Origin of the sequence: Novosphingobium beihaiense (genome assembly GCF_022832375.1) — a bacterium.
GTDB classification, from domain to species: domain Bacteria; phylum Pseudomonadota; class Alphaproteobacteria; order Sphingomonadales; family Sphingomonadaceae; genus Novosphingobium; species Novosphingobium beihaiensis.
Map to the genome: position 1 here is coordinate 82,660 of NZ_JALHLG010000018.1, position 18,497 is coordinate 101,156.

The following is an 18,497-nucleotide window of genomic DNA, read 5'->3' on the forward strand; positions in this document are numbered from 1 at the left end:
TCAGGACGATGCAGTGCCCAAAGGCGGCTGGCTATACATGACGAGCGACCGCTATCGTGGCGGCATCTACACCGGCGTCACCGCGCATCTGCAACGCCGCATCTGGCAACATCGGGAGGGCACTGGCTCCCGGTTCGTGCGCCAGTACGGCTTCACCCGCCTTGTCTATGCGGAACGGTATGACGAAATCGAAGATGCGATCCGGAGGGAAAAGGCGATCAAGAAATGGCGGCGCGACTGGAAAATCCGGCTGATCGAGACGATGAACCCGGATTGGGAGGATATGTTCGAGTGTCTCGGAGGCGTTGTGTAAGGCGCAAGGAAACGGGCCCCGATTCCGCAATGTGACGACGAAGTTTTTGAATTCGTCTGCCTTCGTATCCCCCGCGCCCGGATGCCTCGCCCGTCAGTCGGGCTTCAGCGCTTCCTCGATTTCAGCGGCCCATTTCTGGGCCAGCATTTCGATTTCGTCCGGGTTGAGAACCCACGTGCGGGTCTTCTGGCCCGGCCGGAAAGCCGGACGGGTCAGCAGCACGCGCGCCTGCGCTTTGGCGAAGGGCTTGAACAGGGAGAAGTGCGTGGCGCAATCGAAGATCGTGCCGATGATCGGTGTCTTGCCGTCCAGATCGATCAGCGTCGCGGGCTGATCCCAGGGGATGTTCATCATCAGACGCGCCTATCGTGCGATGACCGCAATGCAAAGCATGAAAGGGCAAGATAGCGAATGCAGGCCCGGGAAGCGCCGTTTCAGCCGCGACTACTCCGCCTTGCTCTCATACGCCTCGACGATCCGCCCCACGATCGGATGGCGCACCACGTCGGCGGCGGTGAAGCGGGTGACGGCGATGTCTTCCACGCCTTCCAGCCGTTCCACCGCGTCGGCAAGGCCGCTCATGCGGTCGCCGCCGGGGATGTCGACCTGCCGCGGGTCGCCGCAGATCACCATGCGGCTGTTCTGGCCGAAGCGGGTGAGGAACATCTTCATCTGTTCGCGCGTGGTGTTCTGCGCTTCGTCGAGGATGACGAAGGCATCGGCCAGCGTGCGGCCGCGCATGAAGGCAATGGGCGCGATCTCGATTTCGCCCGCCGCCAGGCGGCGCTCCACCTGTTCGGGCGGCATGCAATCATAGAGAGCGTCATAGAGCGGGCGCAGGTAAGGATCGACCTTGTCCTTCATGTCGCCGGGCAGGAAGCCCAGCTTCTCGCCCGCTTCCACGGCCGGGCGCGAGAGGATCAGGCGCTGCACCGATCCGGTCATCAATTGCGAAACCGCTTGGGCCACGGCGAGGTAGGTCTTGCCGGTGCCCGCCGGGCCGAGCGCGAAGATCACGTCGGCCTTGGCCAGCGCGCGCATATATTCGATCTGCGTGGCCGAGCGCGGCACGATCGTTTTCTTGCGCGTGCGGATCATGATCGGCGGCGCGCCCGCATCGCCGGAAATGATGCCTTCCAGTGTGGGTTCGGAGGACATGGCGATCAGCGATTCGATGGCGCCGGAATCAAGATCCTGCCCCATTTCCAGCCGGTGATACATGCCTTTGAGCGTGTCGCGAGTGCGGGCCACGGCATCCTCGGGCCCTTCCACCTGGATCTTGTTGCCACGCGCGGAAATATAGACGCCGAGCCGGTTTTCCACTTGCACGAGATTGGAGTCGAACTGGCCGAACAGGGCCCCCAGCAGTGTCGGTTCGTCGAACTCAACCTCGACACGCGCCCGGCGATGGGTCTCGGGGCGGAACTGCGCCGTATTATCGGCACGGGCTGCTTTTCGGGCCATGTGCTCCTTTCGAAACGAAGGAATTGTTCCTGTATTTATAGATACGGTCATGGCTGGCGTGCGCAAGCCATACTACGGCGCGGGGCAGTGGATAAGTCTGGCGCGTCTCTGCGGGCCGGATCGGGGCCGGGCCGGGCTGCAACCGGGGCGGAACGTGGCGGCATGCGTCCATTTTCCTTGCGGTTTTCTGACGGGCAGGCCTAACCTGCTGGCATGATGAAGCGGCTGAATATCCTCGTTATGCCTCTGGCGGCGATCCTCGCGCTGGCAGGCTGCAAGAAGAGCGAACCGGATGCCGGGCCCACCGCCCAGCCCAGCGAAGAGCCGGTGAAGCAGAGCGCCGAAAACTGGATCAAGGCCAATTATCAGGACATGGGCAAGCTGCTCTATGCCCAGGCCGAGACCGACCTCGATGGCGACGGCACGCCGGAGGTTCTCGCTTATGTCGGCGGGCCGATGATGTGCGGGACGGGCGGCTGCAATCTCGTGGTGCTGAAGCGCGATGGCTTGCAGTTTCGCAAGGTCAGCGAACTCAGCGTGGTGCAGCTTCCGGTGGGCGTGCTGGACAGCAAGAGCAACGGCTGGCGCGACCTGGCCGTCACCATCGCGGGCGGCGGCGTGCCCGCGCATATCGTGCGCCTGGCGTTCGACGGCAGCGGTTATCCCGATAACCCCACCGTGTCGCCGGCAGAGGAAACCGATTCGATCGGGAGGGAACTGATCCCGCTCGAACCGCTCAAGCCAGTCGAATAGCGCAGGTCAGGCGGGCGCGGTTTCCAGCAGCTTCGCCGATATCGAATTCGGCCCCGCTTCGGTCAGTTCCACGCGCACGAGATCGCCCACTTGTGCCTCGCCGGTGAAGTGGACCGATTGCAGCCAGGGCGATTTGCCCAGCCACTGCCCGGGATGCTTGCCCTTGCGCTCCACCAGCACATCGCAGGTCTTGCCCACGCTGGCCGTGTTGAAAGCGAGCTGATCGCGGTTGAGCGCGGCCTGCAGGCGCTGCAGCCGCTCGTCCATCACGGCGGCCGAAATCTGCGCGTCCATCGCCGCGGCGGGCGTGCCGGGGCGCGGCGAATACTTGAAGCTGAAGCACTGGGCATAGCCCACGGCATCGACCAGTTTCAGCGTATCCTCGAACTCGGCATCGCTCTCGCCCGGGAAGCCGACGATGAAGTCGCCTGAAAGCGCGATATCGGGCCGCGCGGCGCGGACCTGCTCCAGAATGCGCAGATAGCTTTCCACCGTGTGGCTGCGGTTCATCGCATTCAGCACCCGGTCGTTGCCCGCCTGCACCGGCAGGTGGAGGAAGGGCATCAGCTTGGCCACTTCGCCATGGGCGGCGATCAGCCCCTCGGTCATGTCGTTGGGGTGGCTGGTCGTGTAACGGATGCGCGCCAGATCGGGAATTTCCGCCAGTTCGCGGATCAGCCCGTCTAGGCCGATGGCTTGCCCTTTCGCGTTCTCGCCAGTCCAGGCATTGACGTTCTGCCCCAGCAGCGTGATTTCGCGCGCGCCGCCATCGACGAGGCGTTTGGCTTCCTCGATCAGGTCCGCGTGCGGGCGCGAGACTTCGGCGCCGCGCGTATAGGGCACCACGCAATAGGTGCAGAACTTGTCGCACCCTTCCTGCACGGTGAGGAAGGCGGTGGGGCCCGAGCGGCGGCGTTTGGGCAGCGCGCCGAACTTGGTCTCGGCGGGCATGTCGGTATCAGTGACGCGCTGGCCGGCGGAGGCATCGCGGATCATCTCGGGCAGGCGGTGATAGGCCTGCGGGCCGACGACCATCTTCACCGATGGCGCGCGCGCCATGATCTCCTCGCCCTCCGCCTGCGCGACGCATCCGGCGACGGCGATCAGCGGGCTGGAGCCATCCTCGCGCCGCAAGCGGCCGATATCGGAATAGACCTTCTCGGCCGCCTTCTCGCGGATGTGGCAGGTGTTGAGCACCACGAGATCGGCATCCTCGCCCTCGGGGGCGGGCGCGATGCCCTGTTCGGCCAGCAGTTCGGCCATGCGATCGCCGTCATAGACGTTCATCTGGCAGCCGAAGCTCTTGACCCGGTAGGTCTTGGGAATCTGGTTAGGACGCATCGCGCGCCCGTACACGCGTTTGCGCCGGTTTTGAAGGGGCGGGGAACGGTCGGCATGTTCCCCGCCTTTGCCGGTCAGGCCTCGAACAGGAACTCCGGCTCATAGTGTACCGGAAAGTTCACCGATCGGGCGATGAAGCAGACGCCGTGGATCTTGTCATGCAGCGCGGTGGCGGCGGCGATATCCGTTCCGGGGCGAACCGTGATGCGCGGGTGCAGCGTCGCCGCGGTGAAGCGGCCCGCGCCGCTCTTTTCCACGATGCCGGTCCCGACGGGATTGTCCTCGTACCCGCTGACGACGATGCCCGCATCCGAGGCGAAGTGCAGATACCAGAGCATGTGACAGGCCGAGAGCGCGGAGAGCAGGAGGTCTTCGGGATTCATCTTGCCCGGATCGCCGCCCAGCAGGGGATCGTTCGAGCAATGAATGACCGGCTTGCCCGGAACCGCGACATCCCAGCTCCGGTCGTAGCTGCGGTAGCTGGCCGTGCCTTCGCCTCTGTTTCCTGTCCAGACGACGGCTGACACATAGTGGTGTTCCATGGGATTGCCTTCCTGCCTTGCGAGTAGTATACATGTATACACATCGAAAGGGGCAGGTGAAATGGATATTGCCGGGCAGCTTCGAGCGGCCATTCTCGGCGGGAAATACCCGCCCGGCACGCTGCTGCCGCAAACGGAACTGGCGCGGGAATTTTCCGTCAGCCGCATACCGGTCCGCGATGCGCTGCTCAGTCTTGCGGCGGACAGGCTGGTTGAAGTGGTTCCCGGCAAGGGGGCGCGGGTGATCCGCCTCTCTGCGAAGGAACTGGAGGAGGTGTTCGCGCTGCGCATCATGCTGGAGTGCGATCTTCTGCGGCGCGCCGTCCCGAACGCGGGCGATTCGGAGAAGGCGGAGGCCGAATATGTACTTCGCCGCTCTTCGCTGGAGGCCGGAAGGCCGGGCTGGCATGTCGGGGACCGGGATTTCCACCGCACGCTCTACAGCGCTGCGGACCGCCCTCGGCAGATGGCCATTGTCGACGAACTGCGCCAGATCTGCGTCATTCACGCCAGCGGATATCACGCGCTCGCCGCCGGCACGGCCCGATGGCTGGACGATCACGGCGCCATGACCCGGGCCTATGCCGACGGGCGCGCGGAGGAGGCCGCCGCCTTGCTGGCCGGGCATCTTGAGGCCGCGCGGGACAGCTTGTTGCGGCTCCATTCCGAGTGACGGGGGGCGGCAAACCGTTTTCCTACAGGGTGAGGCTTGCGGTACTGTCCGGGCATGGTTCCACGCCGCCGATCTCCTGCCGGTTGCGCCGCGCGCAAGGTGACACTTCCGCCACAAGGTGACACATCATGCGCAAGGTGACACATTTCCCTCAGGACCGTGTCACCCGTGTCAACCGAAGTGTCACCTTGCGCGATGACGGTGCCTGTTCCCCTTTCCCCCCACATCGGCTATCCGCGCGCCACTATGAGTGAGAACCAGACCCTTTACGCCGCCTTTGCAGGCCATCTTTCCGCCGCGCTCGATGCGCTGGAAGCAGCGGGCACGCTGCCGGGCGGGCTGAAGCGAAGCGCGGTCACGGTCGAGCCGCCGCGCGATCCTTCGCATGGCGATCTGGCGACCAATGCGGCGATGGTGCTGGCCAAGCCCGCCGGTATGAAGCCGCGCGATCTGGCCGAAGCGCTGGTGGCCGAGCTTTCGAAGCTCGACGAAGTGACTTCCGCCGAAATCGCCGGGCCGGGCTTCATCAACATGCGCCTTGCCCCTGCCGCATGGCTCACCGAACTGCGCGCGATTGCCGCGCTGGGCGGGGCCTATGGCCGTTCCGCGCTGGGCGGCGGCAAGACGGTGAATGTCGAATACGTCTCGGCCAATCCCACCGGGCCGATGCACATGGGCCACTGCCGCGGCGCCGTCGTCGGCGATGCGCTGGCGACGCTGCTCGAATTCGCCGGGCACAAGGTGACGCGCGAATACTACGTCAATGACGCGGGCGCGCAGGTGCAGGTGCTCGCCCGTTCGGTGCATATCCGCTACCGCGAGGCATTGGGCGAAGAAGTCGGCGCGATCCCCGAAGGGCTCTATCCGGGCGATTATCTGGTCCCGGTCGGCAAGGCGCTGGCCGAGGAATTCGGCGACACATACGCCAAGGCGCCCGAATCGGAATGGCTGGTGCTGTTCCGCGAAAAGGCAGTCGCGGCGATGATGGACATGATCCGCGCCGATCTCGCGCTGCTGGGTATCGAGCACGAAGTGTTCTCGTCCGAAGCCGAACTGCAGGCCTCGGGCAAGCCGGACGAGGCCGAGGCGTGGCTGCGTTCGAAGGGGCTGGTCTATGACGGCGTGCTCGAAGCGCCCAAGGGCAAGACGCCCGAGGACTGGGAGCCGGTGGAACTGCCGCTGTTCAAGTCCACCCAGTTCGGCGACGATCAGGACCGCCCGATCAAGAAGAGCGACGGCACCTGGACTTATTTCGGTGCCGACCTCGCCTATCACTACCAGAAGGCGCAGGAAGCCGATGCGCTGGTGGACATCTGGGGCGCGGACCATGCGGGCACGGTCAAGCGCATCAAGGCCGCCGTCGCCGCAATGACCGGTGCGGATGGCGAGCCGACACCGTTCGAAGTGAAGCTGGTGCAGATGGTCCAGCTTCTGAAAGGCGGCCAGCCGTTCAAGATGAGCAAGCGCGCGGGCACGTTCGTGACGCTGGCCGATGTCGTCGAGATGGTGGGCAAGGACGTGGTGCGCTTCACCATGCTCACCCGCAAGCCCGACGCGCAGATGGACTTCGATTTCGACAAGGTGGTCGAAGCCTCGAAGGACAATCCGGTGTTCTATGTGCAGTATGCGCATGCCCGCGTCTGCTCCACGCTGCGCAAGGCGGCGGCGGAAGGCTTCGCGCCTTCGGCGGAACATCTGGAGCTGCTGGGCGAGGAAGAGCTGGAGCTGGTGAAGCTGGGCGCCCAGTTCCCGCGCATCGTCGAGGCCGCGGCGGCCGCACGTGAGCCGCACCGTATTGCTTTCTTCCTCCACGATCTGGCCGCCGCGTTCCACGGCTACTGGAACCTGGGCAACGACCGCGTGGAGAAGCGGTTTATTAACCATGACGACGCTAACCAGACCGGCGCGCGGCTTTTCCTGGCCGTGCAAATCGGGCAACTTGTCCGCAACGGGCTGGCGCTGCTGGGCGTTGAGGCGGTGGAGGAAATGTAATTATGGCGATCTCGGACATGGGCCGGGAAGACCTTAACGGGGATCCCAATTCCGGCGGACAGGAAGGCACTGGCGAACGTCCGTTCGATGCGCCCGCGTCCGAAACGCCTGCCGCGCCCGGCGCGGACTTCGAACAGCCGCCGCAGCTCGAACTGGGCGACGACGATGTGCGCCTGCCCTGGCTGGAAGGCGACGACGAGGAATTCGAGGACGAGGGCGGCTCGGGCATCGGCCAGGGGCTGATGCTGGCCGTGCTGGGTCTTGTGGCCATTGGGCTGATCGTGGGCGGCCTGTTCTGGGTCATGCGGGACAAGCCGGACCAGCCGCTTGTGGCCGATGGCGGCGTGATCGCCGCACCCAAGGAACCTTACAAGACCAAGCCGGAAAATCCCGGCGGTGAAGTCGTGGCCGGAACCGGCGATACCAGTTTCGCGGTTGCCGAAGGGCAAACTCGCCCCCCTCAGATCGAGGACAAGGAAGAGCCCGCCAAGCCCGGGTTCGAATCGGTCGGGAAGACGGATAATTCCAAGCCCGCAGCCAAGCCTTCCACTGCATCTGCGCCTGCCGGGGTGGGCGTGCAGGTTGGCGCCTATTCGACGAAGAAGACGGCGGAGGCGGGCTGGCTTGCGCTCAAGTCGCAGTATCCGGCGCTCGCCGATGTGCCGCACCGTGTGCTGCAGGGGCAGGCCGATATCGGCACGGTCTACCGCTTGCAGGCGGTGCCGGGCGATCTCGCGGCGGCCAAGGCGCTGTGCAGCGGGATGAAGGATGCCGGGCTGAGCTGCCAGGTGAAACGCTGACCTGACGGGAAGGGGCTGCTGCGCCGGCCCCTTCGGGTTTTGCACACCCCATGCACCGGGGTTTCTTGCGGCTTTCGCGGGTTTCTGCGACGAATTTACGATGATACCCGCGATTTTCGGCCTTTCGGGCCTTACGCTGACAGACGATGAGCGCGCGTTCTTCCGTGACGCCGATCCGGCCGGATACGTCATCTTTGGCCGTAACGTGGAAAGCCGCGATCAGCTTCGCGCGCTGACGGACGATCTGAAGGCGATCCATGGGCGCGAGCGGCTCTATATCTGCATCGATCAGGAAGGCGGGCGCGTCGCGCGGATGAAGCCGCCGGTGTGGCCTGCCTATCCGGCGGGCGAGCCGTTCGACCGGCTTTATGACGTGGCGCCTGCTTCCGCGATCGAGGCGGTGCGTGCCAATGCCGAGGCGCTGGGGCTCGACCTCGCCGAGGCGGGAATTACCGCCGATCTCTATCCTTCGCTCGACCTGCGCCAGCCCGGCGCGCATGACGTGGTTGGCGACCGGGCCTTCGGCAGCGAACCGATGCGGGTCGCCGCGCTGGGCCGCGCCGCGCTGGCGGGGCTGGCGCGAGCAGGCGTCGCCGGCTGCATCAAGCACATGCCCGGTCACGGCCGCGCCATGGCGGACAGCCACAAGGAATTGCCTACCGTCACCGCCAGCGAGGAAGAGCTGGAGAGCGATCTGGCGCCCTTCCGCGCGCTGGCGGATGCCCCCGTGGGGATGACCGCGCATGTGCGCTACACCGCGTGGGATGCGGACTTGCCCGGCACGCTGTCTCCCTTCGTGGTCGGCGATGTGATCCGTAAGCGCATCGGTTTCACCGGGCTGCTGCTGACCGATGATCTCGACATGGAAGCGCTGTCCGGTTCTGTGCCTGAGCGGGCCGCGCGGGCGCTTGCCGCAGGCTGTGACATCGCGCTCAATTGCTGGGCGAAGATGGACGATATGGCAGGCATTGCCCGTGCCGCGCCGGTTATGCCCGAAGAGACGGCGCAGCGTCTCCAGCGCGCGCTGGAGGCGGCGGATGGCGCGTCCCCGGGCGATCAGGCGGAACTCGTGGCCCGGCGCGATGCGCTGCTGGCGCAGGGCGTGGCCTGAGCGATGGAGCAGACCGGGGCCCTTTCCGATCCTTCCGGCTTTGCCGGGGACGAATGGGAGGGAGCCGCTGCGGCCGAAGCGCGCAAGGAAGCGCTCTATCTGGAGATCGAGGGCTGGGAAGGCCCGCTCGATCTGCTGCTCGATCTGGCGCGGCGGCAGAAGGTCGATTTGCGCAAGATCTCGATCCTCGAACTGGTCGGCCAGTACCTTACGTACATCGAAGAGGCCGAAGCGCTGCGGCTGGAACTGGCGGCGGATTACCTCGTGATGGCGGCCTGGCTCGCCTATCTCAAATCCGCGCTGCTGCTGCCCAAGGACGAGCAGGAAGACCCCAGCCCCGAGGAATTGGCGCTGCGCCTGCAGCTGCGGCTGCAGCGTCTGGGCGCGATGCGCGAGGCGGCGGCGCGGCTGATGGGGCGCGACCGGCTGGGCCGCGATGTATTCCTGCGCGGTGCCCCTGAAGGGCTGCGGGTGGATCGCAAGCATGTGTGGCAGTGCCAGTGGTATGGTCTGGTCCGCGCCTATGGCGATGTGAAAGTGCGCAGCGAACCCGTCGTCCACATGGTGCGCGAGCGGATGGTGATGACGCTCGACAGTGCGATTCAGCGGGTCTCCTCGATGCTGGGCGTAGCGATCGACTGGATCGAGCTGCGCGATTTCCTGCCGCCTGCACAGGATAGCTGGGCCAATCCCCAGTTGAGGAAGTCCGCGCTGGCCTCCAGCTTTGTCGCCGCGCTGGAACTGGCGCGCACCGGCAAGGCGGAACTGGCGCAGGAAGAAACGTTCGGGCCGCTGCGCCTGAGGGCCGTGAAACCGTGACGCCGGAAGAAGAGCAGGCTCCCGGCGATCTCGTCCGTGCGGTGGAGGCGACGCTGTTCGCGGCGGAACAGCCAATGACGGTGGAGCAGATATCGGCGCATCTCGGGCAGGCGAGCGTGCGGCCTGCGCTGGCCGAATTGGAGCGGCACTATGCCAGGCGGGGCGTGCGTCTGGTCGAGCGGGGCAAGCGCTGGCACTTCGAAACCGCGCCCGATCTGGCCCACCTGCTGCGCCGGGAAAAGGAGGAGCCGCGCCGCCTGTCGCGCGCGGCCACCGAAGTGCTGGCCATCGTCGCTTATCACGAGCCGGTCAGCCGGGCCGAGATCGAAGCCATTCGCGGCGTGCAGACCGCCAAGGGCACGCTCGACGTGTTGATGGAGGCGGGCTGGGTGCGCGTGGCCGGACGGCGCGAAGTGCCCGGACGCCCGGTGATCTATGCGACGACACCTGAATTCCTGGCGCACTTCGGCCTGAAATCGCTGAAGGAACTGCCGGGCGTTGATGAACTACGTGCGGCCGGCCTGCTCGATCCGGTCGATGACGAGATGATCGAGTCCGCCCTGCGCCCTGGAAATACGGGCGGGGAAAACGAGGATGACAGCGATGCGACAGGTCAGGGTCTTAACGATGACGGACTGGCAAGTTCGGGGGAAAGCGCCTAGATGAACCGGGTGGCGCGCTGAATCGATTGGAATCGGCGCAACCAATTTGGAGTAGGGAATATGGGTAGCTTCTCGATCTGGCATTGGCTGATCGTTCTGGTGATCGTGCTCGTGCTGTTCGGGCGCGGCCGCGTTTCGGAAATCATGGGTGATTTCGGCAAGGGCATCAAAAGCTTCAAGGAAGGCATGAACGAGGACGAGAAGAAGGCGGCCGAAAAGGATTCCACGCCGCCCGCGCAGATCACCTCGCAGCAGGGCGATGCCAGCCCGGCGCCGTCCGAAACCAAGAACGAGCAGGCCTGAATCTGGCCCGGAATTTGACAAGGCCGCACACCGGCGATGTTTGACATCGGTGCATCCGAACTGCTGATGGTCGTCGTTGTGGCGGTCGTCGTCATTGGCCCCAAGGACATGCCGATGGCGATGCGCACGGCTGGGCGCTGGATTGGCAAGATGCGCAAGATCTCCGGCCATTTCCGCTCCGGCATCGATGCCATGGTCCGCGAGGCGGAGCTGGAGGAGATGGAGAAGAAGTGGCGCGAGCAGAACGAGGCGATCATGAAGGCCGCCCCGCAGCTCCCCACGGCCGAAGAGATGCAGGCGCCGGCATCTCCGGCCCCGGATTCCCCAGCTCCGGATTCTCAGGCCAGCAACGCCGCCGCCGCGCCCGAAGCCTCTTCACCGGAAGCGGCCGAAGCGGCTTCCGGGGCGGAAAGCGCCACTCCCGATGACACCCGGCAGGCGGAACTGAACCTTCCGCCGCCGCCGCCCTGACCGGTCCCGCATGGCATTCAGCATTCCCGATATCGACGAGACGCAGGCTCCGCTGCTCGAACACTTGATCGAGCTGCGTACCCGGCTGCTGCGGGCCTTCCTGGCTTTCGCGGTGGCCTTCGGTGTGTGCTTCTATTTCTCCAGCGACATCTTCAGTTTTCTGGTCCGCCCATTGACCGAGGCCTTTCCCGCCGGGCAGGGCAAACTGATCTACACCAAGCTTTACGAAGCCTTTTTCGTGGAAGTGAAAGTGGCGTTGTTCGCGGCTTTCTTCGTCAGCTTCCCGGTGATTGCGAACCAGATCTGGGCCTTTGTGGCACCGGGGCTCTACGCGAAGGAAAAGAAGGCCTTCCTGCCGTTCCTGATTGCAACGCCGGTGCTGTTCACGATGGGGGCGGCGCTGGCTTACTATGTGGTCATGCCCACGGCCTTCCATTTCTTCCTGGGCTTTCAGGGGGACAAGGGCGGGCTCAAGCTGGAAGCGCTGCCCGGCACCGGTGACTATCTGGCGCTGGTGATGCAGTTCATCCTGGCCTTCGGGATCAGCTTTCTGCTGCCGGTGCTGCTGATGCTGCTCAATCGCGCGGGAATCGTGAACCGGACCCAGGTCGCTGGAGCCCGGCGTTATGCCATTGTCGGCATCTTCATCGTCGCTGCGGTGGCGACGCCGCCGGACGTGATCTCGCAGCTCATGCTGGCTTTGCCGCTGATCGCGCTGTTTGAAGGCACGCTCGTGGTCATGTGGTTTACCGAAAAGCGCGATGCCGAAGCGAAAGCGGCGGAGCAGCAGACGGCGAACGAGCCCGCCGCCTGATCCGCAAGCAGCGCGGGAAAACCGGTGCTGGTGCCGCGTGGCGCTATGTGTTTGTACTTTGAAGCGTCATTGCGAGGCCCGCAGGGCCGTGGCAATCCAGAGCGTAGTGGCACCACTCTGGATTGCTTCGCTTCGCTCGCAATGACGCGTGTTTGTTCAAAGGTGATTACACTTCAACGCTGCCGGAACACGAGCAGCAGCCCGATCACGACCAGGCCCAGCCCGAAAATCGCCAGCACGGACATCGGATTGCCCAGCAGCAGCCAGTCCATGGCCGCGGTAACGCCCGGGACAAGATAGAACAGGCTCGTCACGTTCACGAGATTGCCGCCCGCGATCAGCCGGTAGAGCAGGAACGTGGTGCCCACGGAGATCACAAGGGCAAGCCACAGCACCGGCAATATGAAGCCGGGGTGCCATGAGGCGTGAAACGGCGCGAAAGGCGTCGCGGCGCCCGCCAGGGCAAGACCAACGGCGTATTGCGTGGGCAGCACGACCCACGGCGCCTGCGTTTCGCGCTTCTGGAGGATCGATCCGGCGGTGATTCCCAGCAGTGCCAGCCCGGCGAACAGCAGGCCAAGGGCATGGAACCGCATGGCCAGGAGGCCGTCCGACACCACCAGCGCTAGACCCAGAAGGGCGCAGACCAGCCCGCCAAGGCGCAGCAGCGTGACACGCCGTTCGGTGGCGAAGATGGTCAGGATCGGCTGCACGCCCAGCAAGGTCGCCAGCGCGCCGGGGGTTACGCCGTGGCTAAGCGCAAGCAGATAGCAGGTGGTGTAAAGACCCGCGATCGAAAAGCCGGTCAGGACCGCCCGGCCGCGCGTGCCGCGTTCGGGAAGCAGTTGCCGGTTCCATGCGGCAAAGCCTGCCAGCGCGATGAAGGCGATGATGTAGCGCAGGATCAGCACCGCGAAGGGAGAGCCGTGCCGGAGCGCGATTTCGGAAACGATGGCGCCGCTGCTCCACAGCAGGACGAAGGCAGTGGTCGGCACCAGCGCCGACAAATGACGATAAGTCATGAAATTTCACCTGAAAGAATGTCGTGTCGCCTGCGCCGATGACGCAGGAGCAAAGGCCAGCTGCTTAGCTGACGGTGCTGACAGGCGGAGGGGCTACTGCCCCTGCCAGCCCCAGCCTGACATTCAGGTGAGGAGGTGAAACGGCGAACGCGGCTGCAACCGAAGGAAGCAGCGGAAAAGACAGGAAAAGAGGATCGTTCGCAGTCACGGAAGGTTGGATAGTCCATTCACGCTGCGGCAGCAAGCCTTTGGTGAGGGCCGGGCGTTTTACTGTTCTCCGGGCTTGGCCTCTGCCGCTGGGCTGTCCTGCGCGGCGGCCCAGGCGCGCTGGCCGCCGATCCAGGTTTCCAGCACTTTCGTTTTGCGGATCTGGCCTGGCGTGGCCAGCATCGGGTCGGTGTCGACGAACAGGAAGTCCGCGTCATAGCCCTTGGCGATGCGCCCCAGCTTGTCTTCGGCGAACATCGCATAGGCTGCGCCGGTGGTGTAGGCGCCGAGCGCGGCTTCGCGGCTGAGCGCTTCCTGCGGCTGCCATCCGCCGAACGGCTGCCCGTCCGCCCCCTGCCGCGTGATGGCGACGGCAAGGCCTTCGAAAGGATGGGCAGGCTCGACCGGGGTGTCCGAACCGAAGGCCAGCGTGGCCCCGGCCGCCGCGAGCGACTTCCACGCATAGGCACCTGCCAGCCGGTCCGGCCCCAGCCGGGCTTCGGCCATCAGCCGGTCCGAGGCTTCGTGCTGTGGCTGCATCGAGGCGATGATCCCGTGTTCCCCGAAGCGGGGAATATCCGCCGGATCGACGATCTGGGCATGTTCGATGCGCCAGCGCCGGTCGCCCTTGTAGGTCTCGGACAGTTCGTCGATAGCATCGAGCACGGTGGCATTGGCCTTGTCGCCGATGGCGTGGACGGCAACCTGGAAGTTGTCGATCGCCGCCCGGCTCATCAGGTTGCCGAGCTGCGTCTGGTTCATCTGCGGCAGGCCGGAGGTTTTCGCATCGTCGGCATAGGGCGCTTTCAACCACGCCCCGCGCGATCCTAGCGCGCCATCGAGAAACAGCTTGAGGCCGTTCATCTTCAGCCGGTCGTGATAGAGCCACGGCGTCGGGCCGGGGCCGCCGATCAGGCTCATGTTCTCCACCCCATCGGCATAAGCGACGATGCGGATGCGCAGGTGGCCAAGATCGGCGGCGCGGCGGAAAGCCTGCCAGTCCTCGATCGAGGTGCCCATGTCGGCAATCGCGGTGACGCCTTGTGCCAGCAGCGCGATCTGCGCTTCGCCGAGCGCGGTGTCGCGGTCTTCCGGGCGGGGCTGGGGGCGCTTGCTTTCGATCAGCGCGGTGGCGGCATCGATGAAGACGCCTGCGGGTTTCTTTCCGCCCGCGATCCGCAGAATTTCGCCGCCTGCGGGATCGGGCGTGGCTGCGGAGATTCCGGCGGCCTCCATCGCGGCGCTATTGGCCCAGCCCGCGTGGCCGTCGATCCGTGTAAGCCAGGCAGGCTTGCCACCGGTCACAGCATCGAGTTCGGCGGCGGTGGGCATGCGGCCGAGCCCCCACTGCACCTGATTCCACCCCGTGCCGAGAATCCACGGCGCATCGGGATGCGCAGCGGCCCAGGCGGCAATGCGCGAGAGCGCTTCGTCCAGCGATGCCGTGGCCGAAAGGTCCAACGTCATTCTGGCGAAGCCCGTCGCCATGACATGCCCGTGCGCGTCGATCATGCCGGGCACGACCACGCGGCCTTTGCCGTCGAGCCGGTAATCCACCCGCTGCGGGCGCTTTTCGCCGCTGTGATAGACTTGCGCCACGTGCCCGTCAGGCGCGATCAGGAAGCCGTCGAAGTGCTCGATACCGCCCTTGCCGTCCGGCGTGAGGCCATCGACATTGTCGATCAGGGTTCCGGCAACGGCCGGTTCGGGTTCGGGCCGTTTCTTCTTTTTCGCCAGCGCCGGAGTGGCGGTGAGGGCGAAGGCCAGCGCGGCAGCCAGGGCTGCCCGGGTTGCAAACGTCACTTCCTGCCCTTCTTCGGGAGCCTCTTGATGATCGCGCTGGTGTCGAGACGGCCGCCGCCCATGGCCTGGATTTCGGCGAAGAACTGGTCGATCAGCGCGGCCACCGGCAGCGAGACGCCGAGCCCGCGCCCTTCGTCGAGGCTGAGGCCCAAGTCCTTGCGCATCCAGTCGATCGCGAAGCCGAAGTCGAAGCTGTCCTCGTCCATCGTCTGCCAGCGGTTGTCCATCTGCCAGGACTGCGCGGCGCCACCCGAGATCGCCTCGTAGACCTTGTCCATGTCGAGGTGCGAGGCCTGCGCGAAGCGCACCGCCTCTGCCAGCGCGGCGACATTGCCCGCGATGCAGATCTGGTTGGCCATCTTGGCGATCTGGCCCGATCCCGGCTTGCCGACATGGACGATGCGCTGCGAATAGGCCTCCATCACCGGGCGCGCGGCCTCAATGGCATCGTCCCGCCCGCCACACATTAGCGTGAGCGTGCCGTTCTCGGCCCCGATCTGCGATCCGGTCATCGGCGCATCGACGCAGTGGACCTGCAAGTCGCGCGCTTCCACCGAGATCTGCCGGGCAATGCGGGCGGAAACGGTGGTGTGATCGATGAACACGCCGCCCTTTTTCAGCATCCTGAACACACCGTTGGGGCCCAGCACGACATCCGCCAGATCGTCGTCATTGCCGACGCAAGTGATCACGACATCGGCATCTTGCGCTGCGTGCGCCGGATTGGCGGCGATGCGGTGGGCGAGGCCGGGATTGTCGTCGGACCATTTCTTCGCGCGTTCGGGCGTGCGGTTATAGATTGTCAGTTCGTGGCCTGCCTTGGCGATGTGCCGCGCGATTGCGCCGCCCATCACGCCCAGGCCGATGAAGGAAACCTTGCGGCGTTCGTTCTTGCTCTGACTCATGGGCAGACTTGTAGACGGTTTTGCGCGAATGCAAACAGCAAGAAGCGCCCTGTCATCAGTCTTTCCCCCCAAGTTCGCTTTCAATTTACCGCAGATTCCGGTACGCGCGCCTGCCTATGAACAAACCTGCACTCGATATCGCTCCCGGGGCCGATGACGCCCTGCTGACCGCAGCCGACGTACGCGCGGCGGCGGAGCGAATTAAGGGTGCCGTGGTCCGGACGCCGACGCAATACAGCACCACGCTGAGCGCGATTACCGGCGCGGATATCTGGTTCAAGTTCGAAAACCTGCAGTTTACCGCCGCCTACAAGGAGCGCGGCGCGCTCAATGCCCTTCTCCAGCTTGACGCGGAACGCAAGGCGCGCGGCGTGATCGCGGCGTCCGCCGGCAACCATGCGCAGGGGCTCAGCTATCACGGCACCCGGCTGGGTGTGCCGGTGACCATCGTCATGCCCAAGACGACGCCGTTGGTGAAGGTCATGCAGACCGAAAGCGTGGGCGGCACGGTCGTGCTCGAAGGCGAGAGCTTCGATGAGGCCTATGCCCATGCCCTCAAGCTGGAACAGGAGCTGGGGCTCACCTTCATTCATCCGTTCGATGATCCGCACGTGGCGGCCGGGCAGGGTACCGTGGCGCTCGAATTGCTGGAGGACGTGCCGGAGATCGATACGCTGGTCCTGCCGGTCGGCGGGGGCGGGCTCGGGTCCGGCATGGGCACGATCGCGCGCGACATCCGCCCCGATATCAAGCTGATCGGCGTCGAGGCGCAGCTCTATCCCTCGATGTACAACCTGCTCAAGGGCACCAGCCTGCCGATTGGCGGGGATACGCTGGCAGAAGGCATCGCCGTTTTCGCGCCGGGGAAGTTCACATCGAAAGTGCTGCGCGGCCTGCTCGACGAGTTCCTGCTGGTCAGCGAGCCGAAGATCGAAAGCGCGCTGGCCCTGCTGCTCCAGATCGAAAAGACGCTGGTCGAAGGCGCAGGCGCCACGGGGCTGGCCGCGGTGATGGATAACCCGGACCTCTTCAAGGGGCGCAAGATCGGCATCGTGCTGTCCGGCGGCAATATCGATACGCGTCTGCTGGCCAATGTGCTGCTGCGCGATCTGGCGCGCGCGGGCCGTCTGGCGCGGCTCAAGATCGGCTTGCAGGACCGTGCGGGTGCGCTGTTCAAGGTCGCCAAGGTGTTCCACGAGCACAATGTGAACATCATCGAGGTGTTCCATCAGCGCATCTTCACGCACTTGCCCGCCAAGGGTCTCGTCACCGAGATCGAGTGCGAGGCGCGCGACCGCGAACAGCTTGAAACGCTTGTCGCGGCCCTGCGGCGCGAAGGCTACGAAGTGAAGCAGGTCGAAACCGACTAGGCGGGGACGGCGCGGGCTGTTTGCCCGAGTCTTCCGGCGGGAAGACCTGCTGCGACGGCGGGGATGCCGTTCCGCTGGAAAGGATGCTCTCGGCAAGTGCTCCGAATTGGCACGTTGGCAACCGATTGCATCGCCGCATGCGCGTTTTCGCCCCGCCTTGGCCGCATTTCGTAGTTAAAAGACTTTGAAGGTTCGGGGGTGCCGTGCATATTTGAAGGCAGACGCACAGACGGCATTGCAAGAGAAAGAGGAAGTTTCAGCTCCGTGACGGCCCAGGTTCGCTTTCCCCGGTTTTTCGTGACGAGCCCCGCGCCGTGTCCCTATCTGCCGGGGCGCAACGAGCGCAAGGTCTTTACCGAGCTGAAGGGCCCTCACGCGGATTCGCTCAACGATGCGCTGGGCCGCATTGGCTTTCGCCGCAGCCAGACCGTCGCCTACCGTCCTTCCTGCCTCGATTGCGCCGCCTGCGTTTCGGTGCGCGTGGCGGCAGAGGAATTCGTGCCCTCCGGTTCGCAGAAGCGCGCGCTCAAGGCCAACGCCGATCTGATCGCCACTGTCTGCCGCCCGTGGTCGACCAGCGAGCAGTTCGAACTGCTGCAAAGCTATCTTTCCGTGCGCCATCCCGAAGGCGGGATGACGACGATGGACGAGACCGATTTCGCGGACATGGTCGAGCATACGCCCGTTACCAGCTATATCATCGAATACCGTGAGCCTTCGGCCGATGGCGTAACGCCCGGCCGCCTGATCGGCGCCTGCCTGACCGACAAGCAGTGCGATGGCCTGTCGATGATCTACAGCTTCTATGATCCGCACCATGAAACGCGCGGCGGACTGGGCAATTATATCATCCTTGATCACATTCGCCGGGCACAGGATCTGGGGCTGCCCTATGTCTATCTCGGCTACTGGGTCGAGGGCTCCGCGCGCATGCAGTACAAGGTGCGCTACCGGCCGCTGGAAAAGCTGGGGCGCACCGGCTGGGAACGCCTGGATGCGAAGGAACAGGACCGGCTGATCGCCGCCGCTGCCGCCAATCCACGCAGCCGCGCCGAGGCCGGGCAGAAGACCGGCGGCAAGGACGGCTTGCCCTCCATCGCCAAGGTCTGACGGTACGAACAACGGTACCGGC

General features: G+C 65.0%; 20 protein-coding genes. 13 read left to right on the forward strand and 7 right to left on the reverse strand.

All coding sequences use genetic code 11. The features are described from left to right. Positions 1 to 37: 37 nt before the first annotated feature. Positions 38 to 313 (forward strand): GIY-YIG nuclease family protein, encoded by a 276-nt coding sequence (locus tag MTR66_RS13300; RefSeq protein ID WP_243921828.1) that lies wholly within the window; start codon positions 38 to 40, stop codon positions 311 to 313. 93 nt (positions 314 to 406) lie between these two features. On the opposite strand, the gene MTR66_RS13305 is transcribed toward MTR66_RS13300, so the two are convergent. Then, positions 407 to 667 (reverse strand): hypothetical protein, encoded by a 261-nt coding sequence (locus MTR66_RS13305; RefSeq protein ID WP_243921830.1) that lies wholly within the window; start codon positions 665 to 667, stop codon positions 407 to 409. 90 nt (positions 668 to 757) lie between these two features. Further along, positions 758 to 1,777, reverse strand: coding sequence for a PhoH family protein (locus tag MTR66_RS13310; RefSeq protein WP_243921832.1), 1,020 nt, complete (start codon positions 1,775 to 1,777; stop codon positions 758 to 760). A 213-nt stretch (positions 1,778 to 1,990) separates the two neighbouring features. On the opposite strand from MTR66_RS13310, the gene MTR66_RS13315 reads away from it, so the two are divergent. Further along, positions 1,991 to 2,530: a hypothetical protein gene (locus tag MTR66_RS13315; RefSeq protein ID WP_243921834.1), complete on the forward strand. Its 540-nt coding sequence runs from the start codon at positions 1,991 to 1,993 to the stop codon at positions 2,528 to 2,530. Positions 2,531 to 2,536: 6 nt separating this feature from the next. Here MTR66_RS13315 and miaB read toward each other — a convergent pair whose 3' ends face one another. Together miaB and MTR66_RS13325 are read right to left on the reverse strand one after the other, a co-directional pair. Then, positions 2,537 to 3,871, reverse strand: a complete 1,335-nt coding sequence (gene miaB, locus MTR66_RS13320; protein WP_243921836.1) for a tRNA (N6-isopentenyl adenosine(37)-C2)-methylthiotransferase MiaB — start codon at positions 3,869 to 3,871, stop codon at positions 2,537 to 2,539. 74 nt (positions 3,872 to 3,945) lie between these two features. Beyond that, the gene (locus MTR66_RS13325; RefSeq protein WP_243921838.1) at positions 3,946 to 4,413 is read right to left on the reverse strand and encodes an OsmC family protein; all 468 of its coding nucleotides are present in this window, start codon (positions 4,411 to 4,413) and stop codon (positions 3,946 to 3,948) included. 61 nt (positions 4,414 to 4,474) lie between these two features. On the opposite strand from MTR66_RS13325, the gene MTR66_RS13330 reads away from it, so the two are divergent. The 9 genes from MTR66_RS13330 (at position 4,475) to tatC (ending at position 12,058) form a co-directional block, all read left to right on the forward strand. Further along, complete coding sequence (locus MTR66_RS13330) at positions 4,475 to 5,086, forward strand: GntR family transcriptional regulator (protein ID WP_243921840.1); 612 nt, start codon at positions 4,475 to 4,477, stop codon at positions 5,084 to 5,086. A gap of 246 nt (positions 5,087 to 5,332) precedes the next feature. After that, the gene (gene argS, locus MTR66_RS13335; protein ID WP_243921887.1) at positions 5,333 to 7,078 is read left to right on the forward strand and encodes an arginine--tRNA ligase; all 1,746 of its coding nucleotides are present in this window, start codon (positions 5,333 to 5,335) and stop codon (positions 7,076 to 7,078) included. Between the two features lie 2 nt (positions 7,079 to 7,080). After that, positions 7,081 to 7,878 carry an SPOR domain-containing protein gene (locus MTR66_RS13340; protein ID WP_243921842.1) on the forward strand — a complete coding sequence of 266 codons (798 nt, stop codon included), beginning with the start codon at positions 7,081 to 7,083 and terminating at the stop codon, positions 7,876 to 7,878. Between the two features lie 100 nt (positions 7,879 to 7,978). Then, positions 7,979 to 8,989: a beta-N-acetylhexosaminidase gene (gene nagZ / locus MTR66_RS13345; protein ID WP_243921844.1), complete on the forward strand. Its 1,011-nt coding sequence runs from the start codon at positions 7,979 to 7,981 to the stop codon at positions 8,987 to 8,989. A gap of 3 nt (positions 8,990 to 8,992) precedes the next feature. Further along, the gene (locus MTR66_RS13350; RefSeq protein ID WP_243921846.1) at positions 8,993 to 9,808 is read left to right on the forward strand and encodes a segregation and condensation protein A; all 816 of its coding nucleotides are present in this window, start codon (positions 8,993 to 8,995) and stop codon (positions 9,806 to 9,808) included. After that, positions 9,805 to 10,470: an SMC-Scp complex subunit ScpB gene (gene scpB / locus MTR66_RS13355; protein WP_327194506.1), complete on the forward strand. Its 666-nt coding sequence runs from the start codon at positions 9,805 to 9,807 to the stop codon at positions 10,468 to 10,470. The genes MTR66_RS13350 and scpB overlap by 4 nt, the downstream gene beginning before the upstream one ends. A 60-nt stretch (positions 10,471 to 10,530) precedes the next feature. After that, positions 10,531 to 10,773, forward strand: coding sequence for a twin-arginine translocase TatA/TatE family subunit (locus MTR66_RS13360; RefSeq protein WP_243921848.1), 243 nt, complete (start codon positions 10,531 to 10,533; stop codon positions 10,771 to 10,773). 36 nt (positions 10,774 to 10,809) lie between these two features. Then, positions 10,810 to 11,244, forward strand: coding sequence for a Sec-independent protein translocase protein TatB (gene tatB, locus MTR66_RS13365; RefSeq protein WP_243921851.1), 435 nt, complete (start codon positions 10,810 to 10,812; stop codon positions 11,242 to 11,244). Positions 11,245 to 11,254: 10 nt separating this feature from the next. Next, complete coding sequence (gene tatC, locus MTR66_RS13370; protein ID WP_243921853.1) at positions 11,255 to 12,058, forward strand: twin-arginine translocase subunit TatC; 804 nt, start codon at positions 11,255 to 11,257, stop codon at positions 12,056 to 12,058. A 173-nt stretch (positions 12,059 to 12,231) separates the two neighbouring features. Here tatC and MTR66_RS13375 read toward each other — a convergent pair whose 3' ends face one another. The 3 genes from MTR66_RS13375 to MTR66_RS13385 all read right to left on the reverse strand — a co-directional run bounded on the left by MTR66_RS13375 (position 12,232) and on the right by MTR66_RS13385 (position 15,995). Next, entirely contained in the window at positions 12,232 to 13,080 is an 849-nt protein-coding gene (locus tag MTR66_RS13375) for a DMT family transporter (RefSeq protein WP_243921855.1), read from the reverse strand. Between the two features lie 267 nt (positions 13,081 to 13,347). After that, positions 13,348 to 15,024 carry an amidohydrolase gene (locus MTR66_RS13380; protein WP_243921891.1) on the reverse strand — a complete coding sequence of 559 codons (1,677 nt, stop codon included), beginning with the start codon at positions 15,022 to 15,024 and terminating at the stop codon, positions 13,348 to 13,350. A gap of 62 nt (positions 15,025 to 15,086) precedes the next feature. Next, on the reverse strand, positions 15,087 to 15,995 hold the full coding sequence (locus MTR66_RS13385; RefSeq protein WP_243921857.1) for an NAD(P)-dependent oxidoreductase: 909 nt from the start codon (positions 15,993 to 15,995) through the stop codon (positions 15,087 to 15,089). A gap of 116 nt (positions 15,996 to 16,111) precedes the next feature. On the opposite strand from MTR66_RS13385, the gene MTR66_RS13390 reads away from it, so the two are divergent. Next, positions 16,112 to 17,365, forward strand: coding sequence for a threonine ammonia-lyase (locus tag MTR66_RS13390; RefSeq protein WP_243921859.1), 1,254 nt, complete (start codon positions 16,112 to 16,114; stop codon positions 17,363 to 17,365). Between the two features lie 264 nt (positions 17,366 to 17,629). Next, entirely contained in the window at positions 17,630 to 18,475 is an 846-nt protein-coding gene (locus tag MTR66_RS13395) for an arginyltransferase (protein ID WP_243921861.1), read from the forward strand. Positions 18,476 to 18,497: the final 22 nt, after the last annotated feature.

What these genes read in the sequence shown, in the direction of transcription:
- MTR66_RS13330 (WP_243921840.1), top strand. Translation starts at nt 4,475, where the DNA reads ATGGATATTGCCGGGCAGCTTCGAGCGGCCATTCTCGGCGGGAAATAC.
- MTR66_RS13360 (WP_243921848.1), top strand. Translation starts at nt 10,531, where the DNA reads ATGGGTAGCTTCTCGATCTGGCATTGGCTGATCGTTCTGGTGATCGTG.
- MTR66_RS13300 (WP_243921828.1), top strand. Translation starts at nt 38, where the DNA reads ATGACGAGCGACCGCTATCGTGGCGGCATCTACACCGGCGTCACCGCG.
- MTR66_RS13375 (WP_243921855.1), bottom strand. Translation starts at nt 13,080, where the DNA reads ATGACTTATCGTCATTTGTCGGCGCTGGTGCCGACCACTGCCTTCGTC.
- MTR66_RS13340 (WP_243921842.1), top strand. Translation starts at nt 7,081, where the DNA reads ATGGCGATCTCGGACATGGGCCGGGAAGACCTTAACGGGGATCCCAAT.
- MTR66_RS13310 (WP_243921832.1), bottom strand. Translation starts at nt 1,777, where the DNA reads ATGGCCCGAAAAGCAGCCCGTGCCGATAATACGGCGCAGTTCCGCCCC.
- argS (WP_243921887.1), top strand. Translation starts at nt 5,333, where the DNA reads ATGAGTGAGAACCAGACCCTTTACGCCGCCTTTGCAGGCCATCTTTCC.
- MTR66_RS13385 (WP_243921857.1), bottom strand. Translation starts at nt 15,995, where the DNA reads ATGAGTCAGAGCAAGAACGAACGCCGCAAGGTTTCCTTCATCGGCCTG.
- nagZ (WP_243921844.1), top strand. Translation starts at nt 7,979, where the DNA reads ATGATACCCGCGATTTTCGGCCTTTCGGGCCTTACGCTGACAGACGAT.
- MTR66_RS13305 (WP_243921830.1), bottom strand. Translation starts at nt 667, where the DNA reads ATGATGAACATCCCCTGGGATCAGCCCGCGACGCTGATCGATCTGGAC.
- MTR66_RS13315 (WP_243921834.1), top strand. Translation starts at nt 1,991, where the DNA reads ATGATGAAGCGGCTGAATATCCTCGTTATGCCTCTGGCGGCGATCCTC.
- tatB (WP_243921851.1), top strand. Translation starts at nt 10,810, where the DNA reads ATGTTTGACATCGGTGCATCCGAACTGCTGATGGTCGTCGTTGTGGCG.
- MTR66_RS13350 (WP_243921846.1), top strand. Translation starts at nt 8,993, where the DNA reads ATGGAGCAGACCGGGGCCCTTTCCGATCCTTCCGGCTTTGCCGGGGAC.
- MTR66_RS13390 (WP_243921859.1), top strand. Translation starts at nt 16,112, where the DNA reads ATGAACAAACCTGCACTCGATATCGCTCCCGGGGCCGATGACGCCCTG.
- MTR66_RS13325 (WP_243921838.1), bottom strand. Translation starts at nt 4,413, where the DNA reads ATGGAACACCACTATGTGTCAGCCGTCGTCTGGACAGGAAACAGAGGC.
- miaB (WP_243921836.1), bottom strand. Translation starts at nt 3,871, where the DNA reads ATGCGTCCTAACCAGATTCCCAAGACCTACCGGGTCAAGAGCTTCGGC.
- tatC (WP_243921853.1), top strand. Translation starts at nt 11,255, where the DNA reads ATGGCATTCAGCATTCCCGATATCGACGAGACGCAGGCTCCGCTGCTC.